A 21,677-nucleotide genomic window follows, 5' to 3' on the forward strand; every position below is an offset into this window, starting at 1 on the left:
GTTGGTTTCCCCCTCGCGTTGGTCGCTTCCCTCTCCCCTTTTCTCGGGGCCAACCCCCCCCCCCCAGGACCTGCAAAGCCTCAGGCGATGTCGCGCAGCTCCCGACGCAAGATCTTGCCCACCGGTGTCATCGGCAACGAATCACGCAGCACGATGTGCTTGGGCACCTTGTAGCCGGTGAAGTTGGCCTTGCAGTAAGCCTTGAGCTCGTCAACGCTCAGCCCCCCCGCGCGCGGCACCACGAACAGCTTGACCGCCTCGCCGGAACGTTCGTCCGGTACGCCGATGGCCGCACAGCTGGCCACCTGCGGGTGGTTCATCACTACGTCCTCGATTTCGTTGGGGTACACGTTGAAACCCGAGACGATGATCATGTCCTTCTTGCGGTCGACGATACGGGTGAAGCCGTCCGGGTCGATGATCGCAATGTCGCCGGTCTTGAACCAGCCTTCGGCATCCAGCGCCTCGGCCGTGGCTTGCGGTTGCTGCCAGTAGCCCTTCATCACCTGCGGCCCTTTGATGCACAGCTCGCCGCGCTCACCCAGCGGCTGCTCGTTACCCTCGTCGTCGATCACCTTGAATGCCGTACCGACCACCGGGATACCCACCGTCCCCAACCGCGCCAATTGGCCATAAGGGTTGGTACTGGCCACCGGGGACGTCTCGGTCAGGCCGTAGCCTTCGACGATGCGACAGCCGGTCAGGGCTTCCCAACGCTCGGCGGTGGCCTTGACCAGCGCCGTACCGCCGGAGTTGGTGACCTTGAGTGCGGAAAAATCCAGCGATTTGAAGCCGGGGTGGTCCATCAAGGCGACGAACAGTGTGTTCAGCCCCAGCAGCCCCGAGAACCGCCACTTGCCCAGCTCCTTGATGAAGCCCGAGATGTCGCGGGGGTTGGTGATCAGCACGTTGTGGTTGCCGGTGACCATCATGCACATGCAGTTAGCGGTGAATGCATAGATGTGATACAGCGGCAGCGGCGCGATCATGACCTCCTGGCCTTCCTTGATCAGCGGCTGGCCGTCGGGGCCATGCTGGGCGAAGCAAGCCAATACCTGCAGCATGTTGGCCACCAGGTTGCCGTGGCTGAGCATCGCGCCCTTGGCCAGGCCGGTAGTGCCGCCGGTGTACTGCAGCACGGCGATATCGTCGTGCACTTGCGGCACCGGTTTGTGTGTCAGCCCACGCCCCAGGCGCAACACCTGCTTGAACGACACGGCCTGGGGCAACTGGTAGGCAGGCACCATCTTCTTCAGTTTGTCGACCACGGTATTGATCAACCAGCCCTTGGCGGCGGGCAGCAGGTCGCCCATCTTCGCCTCGATCAGATATTCGATGCCGGTGTCGGGCAACACTTCCTGCACGCGGCTGCCGAACATGTTCAGGTAGACCAGCGCGCGGGCCCCGGAGTCCTTGAACTGGTGGCGCATCTCGCGTGCGGTGTACAGCGGGTTGGTGTTGACCACCACCAGCCCGGCACGCAGGGCGCCGAACACGGCGATGGGGTACTGCAGCACGTTGGGCATCTGCACCGCGATGCGGTCGCCCGGTACCAGGTCGGTATGCTGCTGCAGCCAAGCGGCGAAGGCCGCGGAGTGGCGTTCGAGCTCGGCATAGCTGAGGGTCACGCCCAGGTTGCTGAATGCCGGGCGGTCGGCGAAGCGCTTGCAGGAGCGCTCGAAAACATCGACGACGGACGCATAGGCCGTCAAATCCAGTGTGGAAGGCACGCCCGCCGGGCGCTTGTCGTTCCAGAAATCGGCTTGCATTTATTGTTGTTCCTCTGCCGGGACCTTCCCTGACCTTGATGCCAGGTGGCAAAAAGGCGTTCTGCCGACGTTAGCAGTTCGGCCCAAGGTGGCAAATACGCCAAGTGCTGCCATTAACATTGTGAATCTTATTTATGCCCTTCCTGCAATTGTGGCCTTTGCGCATACACTGTTCCTCGAACTCCGTGCGCAAGGACCCGCCATGCCCCATGACGCCTTCTGGCTGCCCGCCAGCGAGCATTGCAGCCTGTACGTGCACCAATGGCTGCCGGCCACGCCGGTCAAGGCCGTGGTGTTGCTGGCCCATGGCATGGCCGAGCATGCCGGGCGCTACCAGCGCCTGGGGCATGCCCTGAATGACGCCGGTTACGCCCTGTTCGCGCCAGACCTGCGTGGCCACGGGCGTACCGCCGAACTGGGTCACCTCGGCCTGTTCGCCAGCCACAATGGCTGGAATGCCGTGGTCAATGACCTGGGTTTGCTGGCCCAGCACATCGGCCAGCAGTTTCCCGGCACACCGCTGTTCCTGTTCGGCCACAGCATGGGCAGCTATATCGCCCAGGCCTACCTGCTGCACCACAGCGCCAGCCTGCAGGGGGCGATCCTCAGTGGCTCGAACTTCCAGCCTGCAGCGCTGTATCGTGCGGCGCGCCTGATCGCTCGGCTCGAAGCCTGGCGCCAGGGGCCGCTGGGCAAGAGTGCGCTGATCGACTGGCTGTCGTTCGGTGCGTTCAACAAGGCGTTCAAGCCCAACCGCACTGCCTTCGACTGGCTCAGCCGCGATCCGGACGAGGTGGACAAGTACATCGCCGACCCGCTGTGCGGCTTTCGCTGCAGCAACCAACTGTGGCTCGACCTGCTGCAGGGCCTGGCGCAGATCAGCCAGGCCAAGCACCTCGCGCAGATCGATCCGAACCTGCCAGTGCTGGTAATTGGCGGTGAATGTGATCCGGTGAGTGCCGGCAAGCGTCTCACGGTTCTGGCCGACGCCCTGCGCGCGACCGGCAACCGCCACGTGCAGTTGCGCGTCTATCCTGGCGCACGGCACGAAGTGCTCAACGAAACCCATCGCGACGAGGTCAGCGCCGATATCATCGGCTGGCTGGAGCAGGCGCTGGCCCTTGGCCGCCCTGCCCGCAGTGAATGATAGGCAGCCTCGCCCGCCCCACAAGGAAGCCCCGATGACCCAGGTCAGCAACACGCCTTACGAAGCCCTCGAAGTCGGCCAGAAAGCTGAGTACAAGAAGTCCGTGGAAGAACGCGACATCCAGCTGTTCGCCGCGATGTCCGGTGACCACAACCCGGTGCACCTCGACGCCGAGTTCGCCGCCAAGAGCATGTTCCGCGAACGCATCGCCCACGGCATGTTCAGCGGTGCGCTGATCAGCGCCGCGGTGGCCTGCACCCTGCCCGGCCCCGGCACCATCTACCTGGGCCAGCAGATGAGCTTCCAGAAGCCGGTAAAGATCGGCGACACCCTGACCGTGCGCCTGGAAGTGCTCGAGAAGCTGCCCAAGTTCAAGGTGCGCATCGCCACCAACGTGTACAACCAGAACGACGAGCTGGTGGTCGCCGGTGAGGCCGAGATCCTGGCGCCGCGCAAGCTGCAGACCGTCGAACTGGTGAGCCCGCCGAATTTCGTCGCCAGCTGATTACTGTTTTTGGGGGCCTTGCAGGCCCCTTTCGCTGGCAAGCCGGCGATGAGGCCAGTGCGAATGACACCAGGCAGTTGCCCCACAGAGCACGGTCTTGCGAGGTTTGTGCCTAACCCAGCTCGCGCAAACGCCGTTCGATATGCCTGCGCTCCGGCCCCTGCCGAGTCAGCGCCAGTGCCTGCTGCCAGGCACTGCGAGCCTGCTCGATGTTGCCCAACTGCCGATGCAGCTCGGCCCGCGCGGCATGGGCCAGGTGATAATCACCCAGCTCGCCCCGCCCAAGTATGGCCTCCACGGCCTGCAGTCCCACCTGCGCACCGTCCCGGCGGGCCAGCGCTGCCGCAAGATTCAGCTCGACCACCGGTGACGGCCAATGCCGTTGCAACACCTCATACAACCCGACCACCTCATCCCAGTCCGTGGCTGCGGCGCTGGGCGCCTCGGCATGGACTGCGGCAATCGCCGCCTGCAGGCTGTAGGGCCCGAACGCGCGGCTGCGCAGCGCCCGCTGCACCAACTGACAACCTTCCTCGATCTGCGCGCGATCCCACAGGCTGCGGTCCTGCTCATCGAGCACCACCAGTTCGCCTTCGGCATCGCTGCGCGCTCTTTGCCGCGAGGCCTGCAGCAGCATCAGCGCCAGCAGGCCGAGCACCTCGGCATCCGGCAGCAACTGCCCAACCAATCGGCCCAGGCGAATAGCCTCATCGGTCAACGCCTGGGTCACCACGTCTTCGCCAGTCGAAGCCGAATAGCCTTCGTTGAACACCAGGTAGATCACCCGCAACACACTTTCCAGACGCTCGGGCAACTCGTTCAGGGCGGGCACCTGGTAGGGGATCCTGGCATCACGGATCTTCGCCTTGGCGCGCACAATACGCTGGGCGATGGTCGTCGGGCTCTGCAGGAAGGCACGGGCGATCTGCTCGGTGGTGAGGTCGCACACCTCGCGCAGGGTCAGTGCCACCTGGGCATCGAAGGCCAGCGACGGGTGGCAGCAGGTGAAGATCAGACGCAGACGATCGTCGGCCAGCAGTTCCTCATCGCCGGGGTCGTGCGCCTCGCCTTCGAGCAGCATGATCAGCTCGGCCTGGGAACGGTCGAAACGGGCACGCCGGCGCAAGGCGTCGATAGCTTTGAAACGCCCCGTCGAGACCAGCCAGGCCCGCGGATTGTCGGGGATGCCGTCGCGCTGCCAACGCTCGACGGCAACGAAGAAGGCATCGTGCAGGGCCTCCTCAGCCAGGTCGAAATCCCCCAGCAAGCGGATCAGGGTAGCCAGGATGCGCCGCGAGTCGCGGCGGTAGACCGCCTCGACCTCCTCGCGCACCTGCGCCGGCGCTTGCATCAGTCCGGCATCCGCTGGGTCACAACCTCCACCAGGCGGTCCAGGCTTTCTCCCCAGCCCTGATGAAAGCCCATTTCTTCATGGGCGAGGCAGTCGGCGGCACTCCAGTGCCAGGCACGCGCGGTATAGCGGGTCTTGCCATGCTCTTCGTCGAAGGTGATCACGGCGGTCATGAAGGCCTTCTCCGACGGCACCCACCCTGGGCGGAAGGCGTCGGTGAAGACCAGTCGGTGCGGTGGGTGGATTTCCAGGAACACGCCCTGATGCGGGTATTCGCTGCCTTCAGGCGCACGCATCAAGGTGCGGAACAGCCCGCCTGCCCACAGTTGCATCTCGCATTCCGGGGTGGTCATGCCGTGCGGCCCCCACCACTGCATCAGCCATTGGGGTTCGGTCCAGGCCCGGAACACCTTGGCCGGCGGGGCCTCGATCAGGCGGCTGATGGACAGCTCGTGCGGGGCCTGTAGCGGTTGCGCCAGTGTCATGCTGGTTGTTCTCCTTCAGGGTTGCAGTTCGCGTACGGGCCGCACTTCAACACTGCCAACCCGTGCTGCCGGGATGCCCTTGGCGATGTTCAGCGCCTCGTTGAGGTCGCGGGCGTCGACCAGGTAGAAGCCCGCCAGCTGCTCCTTGGTTTCGGCGAACGGGCCGTCGGTGAGGCTCATGTGCCCACCGCGCACGCGTACCGTGGTCGCCGTCTGCACAGGCTTCAGCGCCTCGGCGGCGAGCATGCGCCCGGAGCCCTGGATGGACTCGGCGTAGGCCATGCATTCGGCGTCTTCGGGGCTGTCGGGCAGGCTGTGCAACAGCCCTTCATCACAGTAGACCAGGCACAGGTATTTCATGATCGTCTCCAGCGTTAGGTGGCGATGGGCGGTCGACAGGCTTCAGGGCTTGAGGTCGAACAGGGCTTTTTGCGTTTCCATGTCGAAAGGTGCCGACCAGTGCTCATGGATGACCTGCCATTGACCCGCCTGACGCCGGTACGCCACCGTGACCCGCATGAAGCCGCACTGGCTTTCATCGTCAGAGGGCCCGCAGCGGTTGAGCCAGTGGGCCAGGCCCAGATCGCCGTCGGCATGCACGGTCAGCTGTGCCACTTCGAATACCATGGGGCCGGTGCAAAAACCCATGCACATTTCCCAGTGCGCGCGGTAGGCGGCCTTGCCCTTGAACTGCAGGGCCTGGATCGCATCGAAGGCGAGGATGTCGTCGGCATAGGGGGCGACTATCTTGTCGACATCGCGATCACGCACGGCCTGGATCCAGTGCTCGATCAGTTGGCGGATTTCATGTTCGGCTGCGCTGTTCATCGATGGTTCCTCCGGACGTTGGGGCGACGGTGTTGATGTTGCGTTCACCTTTGGTCGAACGGGGATCGGGCAAATCGACAGCGCCTGGGAGAATTTCCCATCGCCTCAGCGGCGCTCGAGCGGAATCCAGATTTCCATGACGGCCTGCGGGTCGGCAGGGTCGAAGCCGGCCGGGTAACGCTCGAACACCGCGGCGTTGGCCGAGCGCTCGCCGGAGGCAGGCAGCCACTGCTGGAAAATGCCGTCGAAGGTCGCCTTGATACCCTGCAGGCTGCCGTGGTGTTCAAACACTGCGTAATGCTGCGGCGAGAGCGTCAGGTGAGTGAAGCCGGCGGGCAAGCCGACAGTCGCAGCGACCTCGACGCCGGCCAGATAGTCGAAGCCACCCTGGCCGTCGGGGTTGTAGCACACACCATAACTGTCATGGCCATGGGCGCCGGGCACATGCCCGATATGCGGTCCGAAGCGCTGCCACAGGCGCGGTAGCCCACTGAGATCGGCCATGCTGAAACGCTCGGCGAAGCCGGCGAGGGTCAGCGCCCGGCCATCTTCGTAGCGAACGGGGATCGGGTTCATCATCATTGGTCTCGCTGAATTGACGTGGCGGCCATTGCACCGGGCCATGCTGGTTCGATAGCGTAGCCCAGATCCGCCAGAGAGAAGCGCCCCATGCCGTTGACCAGCCAACCCCTGCTCGCCTGCGCACAGCTGGAGTTGTCGTGGGTGCACGCGCAGGGAAGTGCCAGTTTTGCTCGCCATACCCACGACGAATACGTGCTGGGTGCCAATTTGCGAGGCGCTGAACAGATATGGCTGGACGGTCGCGAGCTGGCTGTACCCGCCCAGCGCGTAACCTTGTACAACCCATTGGCCGTGCAGGCTTCGACCTTCGGCCCGGACGGCGTTGAATACATCAGCCTGCACCTGGCGACCGACACCCTGCGCCAGGTGATCGGTGACAACAATCTGCGCTCGACCGACCAGCCCCCGGCGTTCGAGCAGGGCATCCTCGAGCACCCCGGCCTGTTTGCAGCCCTGCTCGACCTGGCTCGGGCCGACGCTGGCGAACGCGAGCAGGCATTGCTGTTGCTGGTGGCGCAATTGCTCGAACAACCCACGGTTACGCCCGGCGAGCAGTCGCTCGCGGTCAGCCGCAGCCTGGCCGCGATGAACGCGAACCTCGACAGCCGACTGGAGCTTGAGCAACTGGCGCAGCTGGCCGGGCTTAGCAAATACCACTACGCGCGCTGCTTCAAGAAAGCCACCGGCCTTGGGCCGCTGCAGTACCACATGCAGCTGCGCCTGATCGAAGCGCGGCGCCGCCTGCGCGCAGGCCAGCACCCGCAGGACGTGGCGCTCGGCCTGGGCTTTTATGATCAGAGCCACTTCATCGGTGCCTTCCGGCGCGTGCACGGGGTAACCCCGCAGCACTACGCGACCCACTACAAGGGTGGCGCGGCCAGGATGACGGGTTCACACCATACAAATACCCATTAACCCCACCCGCCAGTCCAATCGGATCCGGCGTCAGGTACCGCCCGGTCTGAGGGTTTTAATAGCGGTGCCGGTTGTAATGCAGCCCGGTTTCTTCATCGTAGTACTGCCCCTGGAAGCGCAGGGGGTTGTCGACGTGGCCAATGTCCAGCCGCAGCAAGTGGCCGTATATTGCCAATTTTCACGTTCACACACGACCATTCACACCGAGTTATCCAAACACAAAAATCTGCCAATTAGCCATAGTCAGCGTACAGACAAACCAAACGATCACACTTATTCATCACCTCCACTTTATCCTTATTCACATTCACCTCGCACCAATCAAAAATTATTCTTGCACCCTCAGACATTTTATATACAGCAGACTCCCCAATAAACTCGAACGCCATTCCATTTTCAAAATCAACTAGGTATGCCGGCATATTATCCAAATCCTCATCTTTATGAACGAACACACCAGACATCTCAATACCGACACCCTCAAACTGCAACAAGCAATCAAGCAAAACATCAAGATAGCTCTCTACATATTTTGCCCCTGAATCTCGAAAATCCATTAAGCACGCACTAACAATTTCAGCAGAACCAAATGCAGCCATAAAGCCACCTTGACCAGATCATCAACCCATTAAAAGCCCCTTAATAACATTCTATTTCAGCTCACACCCTCTCACTCGATAGCACTAAGCCTTATCTAGCCGCCTTGCACAGCACAACAACCACTCTCACTTACGCTTCCCCAAGCCACTTTCACCATAAACTGACACCAATTTATTACACGCTTCCAGAACAACTTCCCTATCACGATAAACTTTCCTCTCACACCAATCACGTATAATTTCCGCCCCCTCCGGCATAGTACATACGAAGCTCTTACCCATAAATTCAAAAGCCATACAACCTTCTCGACCAACCAAGTACGATGGAATCATTTGAAAATCCTCATCACACTCCAAGTACACACCAGATTCTTCTACGGCAATACCCTCATAGACCAATAGCTTTCCAAGCATTACACCTATATAGCTATCTGCGTAGCTACTGGAACACTCTCTAAACCCCACCAAGCAATCCCACGCAACAGACTTATCATCTTCCAATTTCATTTCTTCTACCTCATGGATGGATGAAAATTCACCACCACTCCAGAATCGTCTTTATAAACCCTAAACTTTATACCACGGGAAACTGAGTTATAAACCTTCTCACCATTCTTTACTGATTTTTGATAACCTGACACTGCAGCCTCGAGCCCTGCCGCATAAATTTCGTCAGTAGACAAAACACGAGGATCATAAACTGTCTTAGGGTTGCCGAATTCTTTAACCCCCACAACCTCCAACGCCGAATTAAGCTTGTCACGCCCATAAGTAATCTCAGAAATCCCAGGTGGCCCAGCCTTTTCCGACAAAACATGCAGCCCCATCTCATCCACCACCTTCATAAACTCTTCCCTATCATGCGCCCCTTTCACCCCCTGCTTTACAGTGTAACCATCAAATTTTGACAAATGATCTTTTATTCCCCCACTGATAGAGACCCCTTTATAACTACAGGTCTCTGGACAGACTGCCTCCAACCCCAACGGATCCACCCACCCCGTTGGATTCACACCATACAAATACCCATTGACCCCACCCGCCAATCCAATCGGATCCGGCGTTAGATACCGCCCTGTCTGTGGGTTGTAATAACGGTGCCGGTTGTAATGCAGCCCGGTTTCTTCATCGTAGTACTGCCCCTGGAACCGCAGGGGGTTGTCGATCTGGTCCACGTCCAGCCGCAGCACGTGGCCGTAGGCGCGGTAGCGCGCCGACCAGCGGATGCGGCCGTTGGCGGCGGTCAGCTCCTGGGGAGTGCCGAGGTGGTCGAGGTGGTAGTGCAGGGCCTCGACGGGGGTGTCGCCGTCGCGTAGCAGCATCACCATCGGGCGGAAGCTGCCGGGTTCGTACACGTAGCTGCGCCAGCGGCCCTGGCAGTGCTCGGCCAGCAGGCGCTCGCCTTGCCAGATGAAGGCGGTCTCGGTGCCGTCGACGTCCTTGGACACGCGCCGTCCGAAGGCATCGTAGCGGTAGCGGGCCTGGCGGCCGTCGGGCAGCTGGACGCTGGCCAGGCGGTGCTGGCTGTCGTACTGGTAATCGGTGACCAGCTGCTGGCCGTGGCCGCGGCGTTCGCTGGCCTGGTTGCCGAAGCGGTCGTAGCTGTAGTGGCAGTCGCCGTGCATCAGCAGGCGGTTGGCCTGCACCTGCACGTCGCGGGGATCGCCGCGCAGGCCGCTCTGGGCCAGGAGGTTGCCGGCGGGGTCATGGACGAAATACTCGGCCAGTTCGCCGCGCACGCTGGTCAAGCGGTCGAGCGGGTCGTAGTGGTAGCTGCGGGTGCCGCGGCGGGTGTCCTCCAGGCGTGCCAGGTTGCCGCTGTCGTCGTAGTGGTAGCGGCGCATGAACACCGGGCCTTCCTTGCGATCGACCCGTTGGCTTACCAGGCGGCCTTGGCCGTCATGCTGGAACTGGCTGAGCAGCTCGCCCTGCTCGCGGGCCAGTTCCTGGCCGAGGCCATGGCGGTGGGCGGTGAGGCGCTGGCCGTCGAGGTCGATGGTTTGCAGGTGGCCACCGGGCTGGTAGCGGTATTCGAGGCGGCTGCCGTCGGGCAAGCGGCAATGGCTGACCTGGCCCATCACGTCGTAGCCGTAGTGCAGGGTCGCCCAGCCCTGGTGCTCGGTAACCAGGCGGTCGCACAGGTCGTACTCGTAGGCCAGCGGCCAGTGGCCGTCGTCCACCCGCACAAGGCGGCCCAGGGCGTCGTACTGGTGGCTGACCTGCTGGCCGTCGGGCAGGGTCTTGACCAGTAGCCGGCCTTGCTTGTCGCGGGTGTAGCGGGTCAACCAGGGCTCGCCGTCGTCGCCCAGCTCGGTCTTTTCCAGTAGCTGGCCATTGAGGTCGTAGCCGTAGCGGGTGACGCGTCCGTCGAAACCGGTTTCTTCGGCGAGCAGGCCGTTGGCGTGGTAGGCCAGGCGGTAGCATTCGTCACGCTCGTTGATGACTTGCGACAGTTGCAGCTGGCCGTTGTCGTAGCGGTAGTGCAGACAGCTGCCATCGGGGTTGATGCGCCGCGACGGCAGGTGCAGGCCGCCTTCGTATTCGAAGCGGGTCACCCGGCCCTGCTCGTCGCTTTGCGCGGTCACCCGGCCATAGGCGTTGTACTGATAGCGGCGCACACCGCCGCCAGGCAGCGACACTTCGCTCAGGCGCCCGGCCAGGTCCCAGGTGTACTGGGTGGCCGAGGCATTCTCGCGCAGGCGCATCACCAGGCGGCCGAGGGCGTCGTAGCGGTAGCGCCGCGAACCGCCGCCGGGCAGGGCTTCGCTGACCAGTTGCCCAGAGGCGTTCCAGCCCAGCTCGTGCAGGCCGCCGTCGGCCTGGCGGATGGCGACCAGGCGGCCCTGTTCGTCATAGCGGTAGCCGGTGACCTGCCCGCAGGGGTCGGTCTGGCTGACCACATCGCCCTGGGCGTTGCGCTGGTACAACCAGCGCGCCTGGCCGCGGCGCACTTCACACACATGGCCGTCGCGGTAGTGGTAGTGGGTGGCCTCGCCGTCCTCGGGGCGCACCGACAGCAGCTGCCCGGCGTCGTCGTAGCTGTAGAGGGTTTCGGCACCCAGCGGGTTGCGCTCGCCGATCAGCCGGCCCTTGGCGTCATAGGTCTTGTGGTGCTCGGCGCCGTCGGCGTCTACCTGGCGCACCAGCCGGGCCTTGTCGTCGTGCTGATAGAACTGCTGGCTGCCATCGGCGTTGTGCACCGTCACGCCGCCCTGGCCGTCCCACTGGTAGCGGGCCTCCAGGCCCGGCACGCTGGACCAGTGGCGCACGCAGCGGGCGTGCCGGCCCTCGCCTTCCCACTCCCAGTAGAACGCCGCGCCCCCCGCCAGCTGGCGCTCAAGGATGACGTTGGCGGCGTCATAGCGGTAGCGCTCGCGCTCGTCCAGGCCATTGCCGGCTTCGGTCAGTTGCCCGGCGTCGTTGTAGTGGTAGGTGGCCAGGGTCGCCACCCGCACCCAGGGCGCCTGCTCGCGCCCCTTGCTGTCGTACATCGACTGCCAGAACTGCTGCTCCACCGTCACCAGACGACCTTGCTGGTAGCTCAGCAGCAGGCGGTTGCCGGCGCCGTTGTCGATGTGCTGCAAGCGGCCGCCGTGGTCGTAGGCCAGGCTGACGCGGTTGCCGTAAGCGTCGCTCAGGGCCATCAGCCGGCCGTCGATGAAGTGCAGGTAGCGTGGGCGCGCGCCGGCCTCGGCGATCACCAGTTCGCCGTCGGCCTGGCCCAGGTAGATCGCCGCGCTGCACAGGCTGTTGCCGATCACCGGGCGCTGGCGGTCCGGCATCGGGAAGTGGGTGCGGCGGTTTTCGTGGTCGCACCACAGCACGCCCTGGCCGTCGGCCTGCAAGCGGTGGCACAGACTGTGGCTCCAGCCGGGGCCCAGGCCGTGGTCGATTTCAGCCGCGCTGGTGCGGTACAGGCGCACCCACTCTACCGGCAGCACGCCGAACACCTCGGCATCCTTGAGGGTGAGCAGCTCCTCGCCGGTGACCATCGACACCGGGCAGCGGTGGGTGGCGGTCTCGTCGGCGCGCTGGGCGGGCTTGTCGCTGGGGGTGCGCGGCTGGCTGGGGGCATCGGGCAGGTCGAGCTCCTGCTCCACCCGCAGTGTGCTGTGGCGCTTGCCGCGCACCACCGACACGGCATCGTCCACGACCAGGTCGATGCCCTGCGCGGCGCTCTTGATTGCCAGCGGTACCTTGGCCGCGCTGTTGACCTCGACACTGCCGCCGGTCAAGAGCGGCTGGGCGCGTTTGGTATGGGTCGCCAGGGCATGCTGGCGGCTGAGATCGATCAGCCGTTGCAGGCCGTCCAGCAAGCCGTCGACCCCCCGGGCGGTATTGCTGGCGTACTTGAGGCCCTTGGCGGTGAGGCGGAACGCCAGCCCCAGGCCGCCGGACAGCACGATCCCCAACAGCACATCCAGCAACAGCCCGGCATTGAGCATGGCGTAGGCCTGGGCCTGCCACTCGGGCGGGCTCAGGGCCAGCCACTGCAGGATCGCGGTGGCGTAGTAGAACATCAGCAGCTCGTCGTCGAGCATCAGGAAGGCGGTGTGCAGCAGGCTGCCGGCCTGGGCCTTGAGCTTGTCGAAGTCGGCCTCGCTGATGAACTGCAACAGCTGGTCGCGCGCGCCGTCGAGGTTGAACAGCAGCTTGACCAGGGCCTTGAGGTCGTCGAACAGGTTCATCAGCACGCTGCCGACACCCTTGGCCATCGCCTTGTGGATGTCGTTCACGCGCTGCATCGACCCCACCGGCGGCATGCGGTCCCAATGCGGGGCGATACGTTCGGCCCACTCGCCGTCCAGCCAGCCCTTGAGCTGGTCGAGCAGGCTGTCGTACGAGGCGTACAGGGCCTGGACCTCGGCCGCGCCGACCTTGGGGTGGAAGTACAGGCGGTAGCGGCGGTTGGCGTGGCAGCCGCTGATGGTTGCCTGGCCGTTGGCGTCGAGCACCCCTTCGAAGCGCTGTGGGCTCTGGCCCGCCGCCACCTGCTCGACCAGCTGGTAGGGGGTGCCGCCGATGGGCACGAAGGCCAGGCTTTCGAAGCGGTGCACGATATTCAGCACGCCATTGGCCGGGCAGTTGGCGTAGCCGGTGATACGCCGTTCGCCGAGGCCCTTGGCCTGACGCATCACCTCACTGCCGGCACTATCGGTGAAGCGCAGCTCTTGCTCCAGGTCCAGCGCCCAGCCCAGCAAGAAGCTGTCCTGCAGCGCTTCGAAGGTGGCGAGACTGTGCTGGCGGAAAGCGGCGATGCGTGCCGGGCCATCGGGCTTGTGAGCATCGAGATTGTCGAGGAGGAACTTGGCGTAGATGATCAGGCTCATGGCGTGATGTCCTTGTTCACGTGCGCCAGCAACCGTTCCAGGGCCGGCGGGTCGAGCGGAGCACCCAGGGCCAGGCGCGCGACCTTGCAGCGCAGGTTGGCCTCGGGGAGGGCGAAGTAAAGGTCGGCATGGGCCTCGCGCAGCCATTGCATGAGGTTGTCCAGCACCGGGCCGGGGTCGTGGCGGTGCAGGCGCTCGAGTAGCGCGGCACTCACTTGCCACCAAGGGAAGGGTTCGATGTTCAGGCGCTGCGCCTGGCGTAGCGGACGGGCCTGGCCGTTGCACCAGACGCGGCTGAATACCGGCAGCAGCGGCGCCTCGCCTGGCGCGTGGTGATCGAGCAGGGCCAGCAACTGATGGCCGTCCCACAGACGCAGGAACACCGCGGTGCCGTCGGGCAGCTTCACCTGGGTCAGGCTGCGCAGGTAGTCGAACACCAGGGTCGGGGGGTGCGAGGACACCGCCAGCCAGCCCCAGTCAAGGCAGCGCTGGTTACTGCACCAGGTGAGGAAGTCCCCTTGCGGCGCGGCCTCCACCAGGTAAGGCATGGCCTCCAGCCAGCCGGCATAGGGGGTATCTTTCCACAGCGGCTGGGGCACGTGGGAGCCATCGCGCTGCCGGTAGGCGGCCAGCGTATCGGCCTTTGCAAGGCTGCCGAACACCAGGTAATGCCGCTCACCATCAGCCAGCGGGCTGGCTGCCAGCCAGTCTTGGGGGGCAAGGGATTCAAAGCTCACAGGCACCCTCCTTGCACCGCTCGCATTCCTCGCAGAACGCGGCATTGCGCCGGAAGGTGTCGAGCTGCGCCTGGGTCAGCGGCAGGCCCGCCACCGAGCGTTCGGCCTCGGCCGTGATACCCGGCAGCAGTGGCGCGGCCGGGGTGCCGGCGGCGACCTGGCCGCTGGAGTCGACATACAGCGCGCCCCCCACGGTCACCCCGCCGGCCGCGATCCGCACGAAACCGCCGCCCGCCCGCAGCACCACCTCGCTACCGGCATCCAGCACCAGGCGCTTGCCGGCCGACAGGTGGATTTCCTGCCCGGCCTCCACCAGCAAGGCCTGGCCCAGGGTGATATGCCGGCTGTTGGCGACGGTCAGGTGGTCGTCGCCGCGCAGCTCGGTCTTGCGATCGCCGTGCACGGTGCGGTGTTGCTGGGCGTGGTACTCGCTGTGTACATCGGCCAGCACAGTGTCGTGGCGCTCATGGCCAACGTGACTGCGCTGGTCGTGGCCGATACGCTGCTCCCAGTCACGCTGGGCGTGGATGTAGATCTGCTCCTGGCCGGCGCGGTCCTCGATACGCAGCTCGTTGTGGCCTTCGGCGGCGGGCGAGCTGCAGGTCTTGAACACGCTGCGGGTCTTGTTGGCGGGCAGCTCATAGGGCGGCTGGTGCTCGGCGTGGTACAGGCAGCCGGTGACCAGCGGCCGGTCGGGGTTGCCGTCGAGGAAGCTCACCAGCACTTCCATGCCCACCCGCGGGATGACCAGCCCGCCGTACTGGTTGCCGGCCCACTGGCTGGCGACGCGCAGCCAGCAGCTGGTCTTTTCATCGAGCCGGCCATCGCGATCCCAGTGGAACTGCACCTTGATCCGGCCAAGGCGGTCGCAGTGGATCTCCTCCCCTTGCGGGCCGGTCACTCGGGCGGTCTGGGCGCCGTGTACCCGAGGCCGAGGGCTGGGGGCGGGCGGCCGGTAGGGGGTGCCCCAGGGCAAAGCCTTGAAAGTGTTGCCGTAGCCTTGCCAGGCCTCGCCAGCGGCGCTGGCGTCGGCCTCCTCCAGCACCTGGGGCTGATGGCCCTCGTGGGTGACCTCGGCCAACAGCCAGAGCGCGTTCCAGGTTGTGCGTGGATGGTCCTCGAGGGTGAAAAAATGACCGCAGCGCAAGGCCGGCTGGTCGCTCGCGCCTTCGGCTTGCAGGTAGTCGGCACGGTGGCCTTCCAGGGCCCGCTGGCTCAGCTGGCGGCCTCGTTCGCGGTCAGTGAAATACCCCGGATAGCCGTAATCCTCCAGGTCCGGCTGGGGCACGGGCAGTTCGGGTTGATGCTGGGCTTCGAGCAGTAGCTTGGGCTTGAGCGGGTCATAATCGCGCCGGCTGACCCGCCCGGTGCGCGCCGCCACCCGCGCGCCGAACTGGCTGACCACCGGCTGCTGCGCGACCTGGCCGCTGTGCGGCGCGAAGGGGGTGGGCCGCGCCAGGCGCGGGAAGGCGCTCTGCTCGTCGCCGAACACCAGCAGGTGGGCGTCGGCGCTGTGCTCGAAGTGGTAGTGCAGCCCCTCCTCCTCGCACAGGCGCTGCACGAAGGCGAGGTCGGTCTCGTCGTACTGGGTGCAGTACTCGCGTTTTGGGTATGGGGTGGGGCCGAGGCGGAACACGTAGGCGTCGGCGAGGATACCGTGAGCCTTGAGCACCCCGGCGATGATCTGCGGCACGTTCTGCTGCTGGAAGATCCGCAGGTTGCGGCAGTGCGCCAGGCTGGCCAGGCGCGGCACCAGCTCCAGCCGGTAATGGGTCAACCGCCGCCCGCTGTCAGCCTGAGCGACGCTGGCGACCTGGCCGTGGAAGCACTGCTCATCGTTGCCGACCCGCAGCGTGGCCAGTTTGTGCAGCAGGCTTTCGAGGTCGAGCGACGGGTCTTCACTGACCAGTTCGAGGTGGAATGAATAGGGGCAACTCAGTGCCTCTGCCCCTTTGAAACGCAAAACCTGCAAGTCCGTTTGAACACCATGAACCTGCAAACTGAAAGGGGGTTGATCGCCAGGGCCGGACATTCGCATTCCTTATGACAGGTACGTCCAAAGCGCCCCACTTGCATTCCGTGCAAGTAAGGGGTCGCTCTAGAACGATAAATAAGCACCCGAATCATAAGGCAATGAAAATGCGCCAACTTCTGCGCAATTAAACACAAGCGAATGATTTAAAAGAAGAAATACGAAATTATTTCAAATCGTTATTTATAAAAACACCGGGATATTTTAACTTCGCTGCATTTATCAATTCGGACGCTTCCTATAGGCGCATCGGAAACATCCGAATAATGAAGCAAACGATTAAACAAACTTATAAACACCGTCCGGCACGACCAGGCCGTTTCAGACGGGAACAGCCAGAATGAACTCGCGATACCCAGACAAGATCACGTACACCGCGAAGTAACAGAAGATCGCCGCCGACAGCAGGTAGGACCAGGTCAGCAGCCGATCGCCGAGCAAGCGCCCGCCATGGCTGGCGATGCCGCACAGCGACAGGCACCAGACCAACCCGGCAGCGAAGAAGCCGGCGAGGAACATCCCGGCTTCGAACAGGCTGCCGCCACCCGAGCGGGAAATCAGCACCCCGCCCACCGCGGCGAACCAGAGGATCGCACTGGGCGAGGACATGGCCAGGAAGATCCCGCGCAGGAACTCGCGCCAGCCCGACTCAACTACCACCTGCCCACGCCCCTCCAGGTGCCCGCCACGCCAGGCCGCCAGCAGCATCTTCACGGCGAACCACACCAGCAACGCCGAACCGCCCAGCCACAGGGTCCAGCGCACGCTTTCGAACTGCAGCAACACGGTCATCCCGGCCAGGGCGGCGATGGCATAGACTAGGTCGCCGACGCAGGTACCCAAGCCCAGCCAGAAGCCCTTGAGAAAACCACGTTGCATGGCCAGGGTGATCATGGCGATATTGGCCACGCCGATGTCCAGGCACAGGGACAGGCTGAGGAGGAAACCGTTGGAAAAAGGCATGGCGCACTCGGTGCAGTGAGAAAGTTGGCCAATTGAACACTGGGCGAGGCGCGCCGGTATTGGAAAAAATTGCGCCTGCTCAGGCCATCGCCGCCTGCTCGAAGACCTCATCAGCCCATTGGTTGAGGCTCTTGCCGGCAGCATGGGCGGCAATACTGGCGGCCGCATGGACTTCCGGGCGGATGCGCAGCATGACTTTGCCAGAGGCTGGTTTTTCAGGGGTGATGCCCTGCTCGGCGCAATCGGCCAGGTAATCGTCCAGCGCCTCGCGAAACGCTTCATGCAGCTCGGGTACGGAGCTTGCGTGGAAGCTGATGATATCGCGCAGGCCAAGTACACGGCCGACGAAGATATCGTCACGTGCGTTGTAATCGATGCGGGCGGCATAGCCCTTGTAGCGCATGCAGCTCATGGTCGGACTCCTGCCCGCAACAGAAACTCGCGGGCTTCTTCAATCTGATACCGCCTGGCCTCCTTGCCAGGATGTGGGCGGTGGCATCGCCAGCACTGCTCACCCAGCAGGATCTTTACTCGGGAGCCCTGCCGTTCAAATACCTGGCCGCCGAGGTACAGCACCAATGCCTGGATTTCGGCAAAAGGCAGTGATGCCGTGGTCGGCGTTCGGAAAATACTGTCCAGGATCTTGCGATATCCTGTGTTCATCGGGAAATGCTATCAAATTAAGATAGCAATTCCGTCCACAACATTCAGTCAGGATTTTTCATCACCCGCCAATACCCGCGCATAGCGTTCACGGTCCACATTCGCCCCGCTCAACACCACCGCCACCCGTTTGCCGGCCTGGCGCCCACGCTCCTGCATGAGCGCTGCCAGCGCGGCAGCCCCTGCCCCTTCAGCGGTGTTGTGGGTAGTTTCGTGATACAGGCGCATGGCGCTGGCGATCTCGTCATCGCTCACGCGCACGATACGTGCGGCATGCTCGCGCACCAGCGCAAAGGCCTCCGGATGAGGAACCCGGCAGGCCATGCCGTCGGCAAAGGTGTTGGCGCTGGCGGTGGTGACGATGCGGCCTTGTTCGAAGCTTTGCGCGTAGGCATCCGCCGCGCCGGAGACCACACCGACGATCTCGGTGCGCAGCCCCAGCAGGTTGCGCGCCTGGATCAGCCCGCAAATGCCCGAGCCCATGCCGATCGGCACATACACACAATCCAGGTCGGCGACCGCTTCGAACAGCTCCAGGGCGTAGGTGGCAACGCCCTTCACCAGTTCCGGATGGAACGACGGCACCATGGCATAGCCACGCACTTCGGCCAGGCGGGCCGCTTCTTCACGCGCCACGTCGAAATCGACGCCATGCTCCACCAGTTCGGCGCCGAGGGCGCGCATGGCGGCGTTCTTCTCCCGCGAGTTACCTTCAGGCACCACGATCACCAGGGGCAGGCCAGCCTGGCGTGCCGCCAAGGCCATGCTCTGGCCATGGTTGCCACGGGTGGCGGTGACCAGACCACGCGGCAACACAGCCTGGGCCAGCAGCGAGCGCACATAGACCAACCCGCCGCGCACCTTGAAAGCGCCGGTGGGGGCATGGTTCTCATGCTTGACCCACAACTGGCAGCCAACCCGCTCGGCCAGCAGAGGCCAGGCGTGCTGCGGGGTCGGCGGGACGTGCTGATGGACGTAAGTGGCCGCTTCACGCAGCGCGGGCAGGTCGAACATGACGATCATCCTTCATCGGTACGAGGTTGAACCGATCCTAAGCGCCGGGCATTGTATGGGTCCAAAGTTATATTGCATGGGTGGCAATATCGTGTGGACTCCAACCCTGGCCGATGACGGCCAGCCGCGTTACCTGGCACTGGTGGCAGCCATTGCCGAGGCCATCGAACGCGGTGAACTCAAGGTGGGTGAGCGCCTGCCGCCCCAGCGCCGGCTGGCCTGGACCCTCGGCCTCAACCCCAGCACCACGCAGCAGGCCTACCGTGAGGCAGCCGCGCGGCACCTGGTGTCCGGCGAGGTGGGGCGTGGCACCTATGTGCTGGCGGGAAGCAAGGAGGCCACGCTGTTCCGTCTCAAGCAACCGGGCCACCAGCAGGCGGTCATCGACCTGTCGACCAACGTGCCGGTAGCCGACCCGCATAACCTGGACCTGCAACACAGCTTGCAGGCCCTCCTCAGCCAGGGTGAAACCGCCCTGCTCGAACACTACCTGGGCCCCGAGCAATTGCTGCTCGGCCGTGTGCAGGGTGCCCGCTGGCTGGCCAACCGCGGCCTGACCCTGGCGCCGGATGAACTGCTGCTGTGCGGCGGTGCCCAGCAAGGCCTGACGACGATATTGCAGTCGCTGTGCCAGGCCGGTGAACCGGTCATGGTCGAGGCGCTGACCGCCCCGGGCATCAAAGCCGCCTGTCGCCAACTGCGCCTGCCGGTGCACGGTGTGGCGCTGGATGAGCAGGGCCTGTGCCCAGAGCAACTGGACCGGGTTGCCCGCGCCAGCGGTTCGCGCATGCTGGTGACCACCCCGACCCTGCACAACCCCACCGCTGCCTGCCCCAGCGACGAACGGCGCCAGGCCCTGGCCGACGTGGTCAGGCGCCACCAACTGCTGGTGATCGAAGATGACGTGTATGGGGCGCTGGCAGACAGCCAGCCGCTGTATCCGTTGCTGGGGGGCCGCGGCATCCTGATCAGCAGCCTGTCCAAGACGGTCGCCGCCGGGCTACGCCTGGGCTGGATCGCCGCCCGCCCGGGCTTGCTCGAACAGATCGACCCCCATGCCCAGGCCACCCACTGGCCGGTTTCGCCGCTGAATTTGCACATTGCCTGCCAGTGGATTGCCGACGGCACCGCCGCACGGCGGCTGGCCTGGCAAAGGCAGGAAATCGGCGAGCGCTGGCGCCTGGCGCGGGCGACATTGGGCGATCACCTTGTGGCCGGTGCAGTGCCTTCACCGCATGCCTGGGTCGCCACGCCTGGCGATGCCGAAACGCTGGTGGGGCGCTGCCGCGCGCAGGGTGTCGAGGTGGTCCCGGCGAGCGTGTTCGCGATTGGTACACAGACGCTGCAGGCGGTGCGGATCAGCCTGTCAGCGGCACTTGGCCGCGCCCAGTTGAAGCAGGGGCTGGAAATTGTTGCCCGGGTGATGGCGGAACAGGCGTAAAGGACCACCGGTTGGCATTGCCTGTAGAGGGTGTCAGAAATTTTGTGTTCGGGCATACCATGAGTAAGAGGTGCATGTATGCCAACCAAAAAGAAACCGCTTCGAGAGTTACCGAAGGTCCCGAAAGAGCTGCTTGAACAGTTTTCCGCGACCCCGCTGATGACCGCCGAGGCCATTGAGGAGGCCTCTGCCGCCTTCAAGAAAGCACTGATCGAGCGAGCCCTGAACGCCGAACTTGGTCATCACCTGGGCTATCCTCCGGGCGCGCAGCGCCCAGAGGATGAGACCAACCAGCGCAATGGCACGAGTGGCAAGACTGTGCTGACAGGCGATGGCCCGCTACGGCTGGATATCCCTCGGGACCGTGACGGCAGCTTCTCGCCCATTCTGATCCCCAAGCATGAGCGCCGTTACACCGGATTCGATGACAAAATCATCGCCATGTACGCCCGTGGAATGACGGTCAGAGAGATACGGGCCTTCCTGTCCGAGCAGTATGGAACCGACGTTTCACCCGATTTCATCAGCTCTGTGACAGACGAGGTCATGGAAGAGATTGGCGCGTGGCAGCAGCGGCCACTGGAGCCGATGTACCCGGTCATTTTCTTCGATGCGCTGCGGGTGAAGATCCGCGAAGAAGGCCTGGTGCGCAATAAGGCCATTTACCTGGCGCTGGGCGTTCTTCCCGACGGGACGCGCGATATCCTGGGCATCTGGATCGAGAACACCGAGGGTGCAAAGTTCTGGATGAAGGTCTTTAACGATCTCAAGAAGCGTGGCGTCGAGGACGTGCTGATTGCCGTGACCGACGGCCTCAAAGGCATGCCAGAAGCCCTCAGCGCAGTATTTCCAGAGACGACGTTGCAGACATGCATCGTGCACCTGATCCGCAACAGCCTGGACTATGCGGCGTGGGACAAGCGTCGAGAGCTGGCCAAAGCGCTGAAACCGATTTACCAAGCCATCAATGCCGAAGCGGCTGAGCAAGCACTCGATGAGTTTGAGAGCGGGCCGTGGGGCGAGAAATATCCGACGGTGGTGGCTGCCTGGAGGCGCGCCTGGGATCGAGTGATTCCATTTTTCGTCTTCCCACCGGCCATCAGGAAGGTGATTTACACCACCAACGCCATTGAGAGCATCAATGCTCAGCTACGCAAGATCATCAAGACCCGGGGCCATTTTCCGAACGATGACGCAGCCACCAAACTGATCTGGCTGGGGCTGCGAAACATCACGGCGAATTGGGGCTCGGCGGCGCATGATTGGAAAAGTGCAATGAATCAGTTTGCGATTCTGTACGGAGATCGGTTCATCAG

General features: G+C 63.6%; 19 protein-coding genes and 1 pseudogene. 5 read left to right on the forward strand and 15 right to left on the reverse strand.

The annotated features are described in order from the left end of the window. Positions 1-80: 80 nt before the first annotated feature. On the reverse strand, positions 81-1,769 hold the full coding sequence (gene fadD2, locus ACO6VM_RS14930; protein ID WP_422403478.1) for a long-chain-fatty-acid--CoA ligase FadD2: 1,689 nt from the start codon (positions 1,767-1,769) through the stop codon (positions 81-83). 202 nt (positions 1,770-1,971) lie between these two features. Here fadD2 and ACO6VM_RS14935 point away from each other — a divergent pair, with 202 nt between their 5' ends. Both ACO6VM_RS14935 and ACO6VM_RS14940 read left to right on the forward strand, forming a co-directional pair. After that, the gene (locus ACO6VM_RS14935) at positions 1,972-2,916 is read left to right on the forward strand and encodes an alpha/beta hydrolase (protein WP_401056565.1); all 945 of its coding nucleotides are present in this window, start codon (positions 1,972-1,974) and stop codon (positions 2,914-2,916) included. 34 nt (positions 2,917-2,950) lie between these two features. Then, positions 2,951-3,421, forward strand: coding sequence for a MaoC family dehydratase (locus ACO6VM_RS14940; protein WP_347148530.1), 471 nt, complete (start codon positions 2,951-2,953; stop codon positions 3,419-3,421). A 112-nt stretch (positions 3,422-3,533) separates the two neighbouring features. On the opposite strand, the gene ACO6VM_RS14945 is transcribed toward ACO6VM_RS14940, so the two are convergent. The 5 genes from ACO6VM_RS14945 to ACO6VM_RS14965 form a co-directional block, all read right to left on the reverse strand. After that, positions 3,534-4,772 (reverse strand): RNA polymerase sigma factor, encoded by a 1,239-nt coding sequence (locus ACO6VM_RS14945; RefSeq protein ID WP_422403479.1) that lies wholly within the window; start codon positions 4,770-4,772, stop codon positions 3,534-3,536. Further along, a complete protein-coding gene (locus ACO6VM_RS14950; RefSeq protein ID WP_422403480.1) occupies positions 4,772-5,257 on the reverse strand; it encodes an SRPBCC family protein in 486 nt (161 codons plus the stop codon). The genes ACO6VM_RS14945 and ACO6VM_RS14950 overlap by 1 nt, the downstream gene beginning before the upstream one ends. Before the next feature lie 15 nt (positions 5,258-5,272). Further along, complete coding sequence (locus ACO6VM_RS14955; protein ID WP_110995919.1) at positions 5,273-5,617, reverse strand: YciI family protein; 345 nt, start codon at positions 5,615-5,617, stop codon at positions 5,273-5,275. A gap of 42 nt (positions 5,618-5,659) precedes the next feature. Then, positions 5,660-6,085 (reverse strand): YybH family protein, encoded by a 426-nt coding sequence (locus ACO6VM_RS14960; protein WP_153785871.1) that lies wholly within the window; start codon positions 6,083-6,085, stop codon positions 5,660-5,662. A 105-nt stretch (positions 6,086-6,190) separates the two neighbouring features. Beyond that, complete coding sequence (locus tag ACO6VM_RS14965) at positions 6,191-6,664, reverse strand: GyrI-like domain-containing protein (RefSeq protein ID WP_422403481.1); 474 nt, start codon at positions 6,662-6,664, stop codon at positions 6,191-6,193. A 90-nt stretch (positions 6,665-6,754) separates the two neighbouring features. Here ACO6VM_RS14965 and ACO6VM_RS14970 point away from each other — a divergent pair, with 90 nt between their 5' ends. Beyond that, on the forward strand, positions 6,755-7,582 hold the full coding sequence (locus ACO6VM_RS14970) for an AraC family transcriptional regulator (RefSeq protein WP_422403482.1): 828 nt from the start codon (positions 6,755-6,757) through the stop codon (positions 7,580-7,582). Here the strand turns inward: ACO6VM_RS14970 and ACO6VM_RS14975 are convergent. The 9 genes and pseudogenes from ACO6VM_RS14975 to ACO6VM_RS15015 all read right to left on the reverse strand — a co-directional run. Beyond that, a pseudogene (locus ACO6VM_RS14975) lies at positions 7,545-7,748 on the reverse strand (RHS repeat-associated core domain-containing protein); the annotation flags it as partial. The gene ACO6VM_RS14970 and the pseudogene ACO6VM_RS14975 sit on opposite strands and share 38 nt — an antisense overlap. 67 nt (positions 7,749-7,815) lie before the next feature. Further along, positions 7,816-8,181, reverse strand: coding sequence for a hypothetical protein (locus ACO6VM_RS14980; RefSeq protein ID WP_401056576.1), 366 nt, complete (start codon positions 8,179-8,181; stop codon positions 7,816-7,818). Positions 8,182-8,307: 126 nt separating this feature from the next. After that, positions 8,308-8,688 (reverse strand): hypothetical protein, encoded by a 381-nt coding sequence (locus ACO6VM_RS14985; protein WP_323828530.1) that lies wholly within the window; start codon positions 8,686-8,688, stop codon positions 8,308-8,310. A gap of 5 nt (positions 8,689-8,693) precedes the next feature. Next, the gene (locus ACO6VM_RS14990; RefSeq protein WP_422403483.1) at positions 8,694-13,511 is read right to left on the reverse strand and encodes an RHS repeat-associated core domain-containing protein; all 4,818 of its coding nucleotides are present in this window, start codon (positions 13,509-13,511) and stop codon (positions 8,694-8,696) included. Beyond that, positions 13,508-14,248: a DUF4123 domain-containing protein gene (locus ACO6VM_RS14995; RefSeq protein ID WP_422403484.1), complete on the reverse strand. Its 741-nt coding sequence runs from the start codon at positions 14,246-14,248 to the stop codon at positions 13,508-13,510. The genes ACO6VM_RS14990 and ACO6VM_RS14995 overlap by 4 nt, the downstream gene beginning before the upstream one ends. Then, positions 14,238-16,280, reverse strand: coding sequence for a type VI secretion system tip protein TssI/VgrG (tssI, locus tag ACO6VM_RS15000; protein ID WP_422403485.1), 2,043 nt, complete (start codon positions 16,278-16,280; stop codon positions 14,238-14,240). The genes ACO6VM_RS14995 and tssI overlap by 11 nt, the downstream gene beginning before the upstream one ends. Positions 16,281-16,601: 321 nt before the next feature. Continuing rightward, positions 16,602-17,243 (reverse strand): LysE family translocator, encoded by a 642-nt coding sequence (locus ACO6VM_RS15005; protein WP_422403486.1) that lies wholly within the window; start codon positions 17,241-17,243, stop codon positions 16,602-16,604. Positions 17,244-17,322: 79 nt separating this feature from the next. Continuing rightward, positions 17,323-17,655 (reverse strand): type II toxin-antitoxin system HicB family antitoxin, encoded by a 333-nt coding sequence (locus ACO6VM_RS15010; protein WP_422403487.1) that lies wholly within the window; start codon positions 17,653-17,655, stop codon positions 17,323-17,325. A gap of 299 nt (positions 17,656-17,954) precedes the next feature. Beyond that, a complete protein-coding gene (locus ACO6VM_RS15015) occupies positions 17,955-18,920 on the reverse strand; it encodes a threonine dehydratase (RefSeq protein WP_422403488.1) in 966 nt (321 codons plus the stop codon). Positions 18,921-18,996: 76 nt separating this feature from the next. Here ACO6VM_RS15015 and ACO6VM_RS15020 point away from each other — a divergent pair, with 76 nt between their 5' ends. Both ACO6VM_RS15020 and ACO6VM_RS15025 read left to right on the forward strand, forming a co-directional pair. Next, the gene (locus ACO6VM_RS15020) at positions 18,997-20,361 is read left to right on the forward strand and encodes a PLP-dependent aminotransferase family protein (RefSeq protein ID WP_422403489.1); all 1,365 of its coding nucleotides are present in this window, start codon (positions 18,997-18,999) and stop codon (positions 20,359-20,361) included. 78 nt (positions 20,362-20,439) lie between these two features. Beyond that, positions 20,440-21,677: IS256 family transposase (locus ACO6VM_RS15025; RefSeq protein ID WP_422403422.1), on the forward strand; the 1,238-nt coding region annotated here is incomplete at its 3' end.

This window comes from Pseudomonas sp. GZD-209 (assembly GCF_049310485.1).
Lineage (GTDB): Bacteria > Pseudomonadota > Gammaproteobacteria > Pseudomonadales > Pseudomonadaceae > Aquipseudomonas > Aquipseudomonas sichuanensis.

Bases quoted from the DNA above. Each gene is read 5' to 3' on its own strand.
- ACO6VM_RS14950 (WP_422403480.1), bottom strand. From the start codon at position 5,257: ATGACACTGGCGCAACCGCTACAGGCCCCGCACGAGCTGTCCATCAGC.
- ACO6VM_RS14990 (WP_422403483.1), bottom strand. From the start codon at position 13,511: ATGAGCCTGATCATCTACGCCAAGTTCCTCCTCGACAATCTCGATGCT.
- tssI (WP_422403485.1), bottom strand. From the start codon at position 16,280: ATGTCCGGCCCTGGCGATCAACCCCCTTTCAGTTTGCAGGTTCATGGT.
- ACO6VM_RS14985 (WP_323828530.1), bottom strand. From the start codon at position 8,688: ATGAAATTGGAAGATGATAAGTCTGTTGCGTGGGATTGCTTGGTGGGG.
- ACO6VM_RS14945 (WP_422403479.1), bottom strand. From the start codon at position 4,772: ATGCAAGCGCCGGCGCAGGTGCGCGAGGAGGTCGAGGCGGTCTACCGC.
- ACO6VM_RS14980 (WP_401056576.1), bottom strand. From the start codon at position 8,181: ATGGCTGCATTTGGTTCTGCTGAAATTGTTAGTGCGTGCTTAATGGAT.
- ACO6VM_RS14960 (WP_153785871.1), bottom strand. From the start codon at position 6,085: ATGAACAGCGCAGCCGAACATGAAATCCGCCAACTGATCGAGCACTGG.
- ACO6VM_RS15010 (WP_422403487.1), bottom strand. From the start codon at position 17,655: ATGAGCTGCATGCGCTACAAGGGCTATGCCGCCCGCATCGATTACAAC.
- ACO6VM_RS15015 (WP_422403488.1), bottom strand. From the start codon at position 18,920: ATGTTCGACCTGCCCGCGCTGCGTGAAGCGGCCACTTACGTCCATCAG.
- ACO6VM_RS14970 (WP_422403482.1), top strand. From the start codon at position 6,755: ATGCCGTTGACCAGCCAACCCCTGCTCGCCTGCGCACAGCTGGAGTTG.
- ACO6VM_RS14935 (WP_401056565.1), top strand. From the start codon at position 1,972: ATGCCCCATGACGCCTTCTGGCTGCCCGCCAGCGAGCATTGCAGCCTG.
- ACO6VM_RS14955 (WP_110995919.1), bottom strand. From the start codon at position 5,617: ATGAAATACCTGTGCCTGGTCTACTGTGATGAAGGGCTGTTGCACAGC.
- ACO6VM_RS14965 (WP_422403481.1), bottom strand. From the start codon at position 6,664: ATGATGAACCCGATCCCCGTTCGCTACGAAGATGGCCGGGCGCTGACC.
- ACO6VM_RS14940 (WP_347148530.1), top strand. From the start codon at position 2,951: ATGACCCAGGTCAGCAACACGCCTTACGAAGCCCTCGAAGTCGGCCAG.
- ACO6VM_RS15005 (WP_422403486.1), bottom strand. From the start codon at position 17,243: ATGCCTTTTTCCAACGGTTTCCTCCTCAGCCTGTCCCTGTGCCTGGAC.
- fadD2 (WP_422403478.1), bottom strand. From the start codon at position 1,769: ATGCAAGCCGATTTCTGGAACGACAAGCGCCCGGCGGGCGTGCCTTCC.
- ACO6VM_RS15020 (WP_422403489.1), top strand. From the start codon at position 18,997: ATGGGTGGCAATATCGTGTGGACTCCAACCCTGGCCGATGACGGCCAG.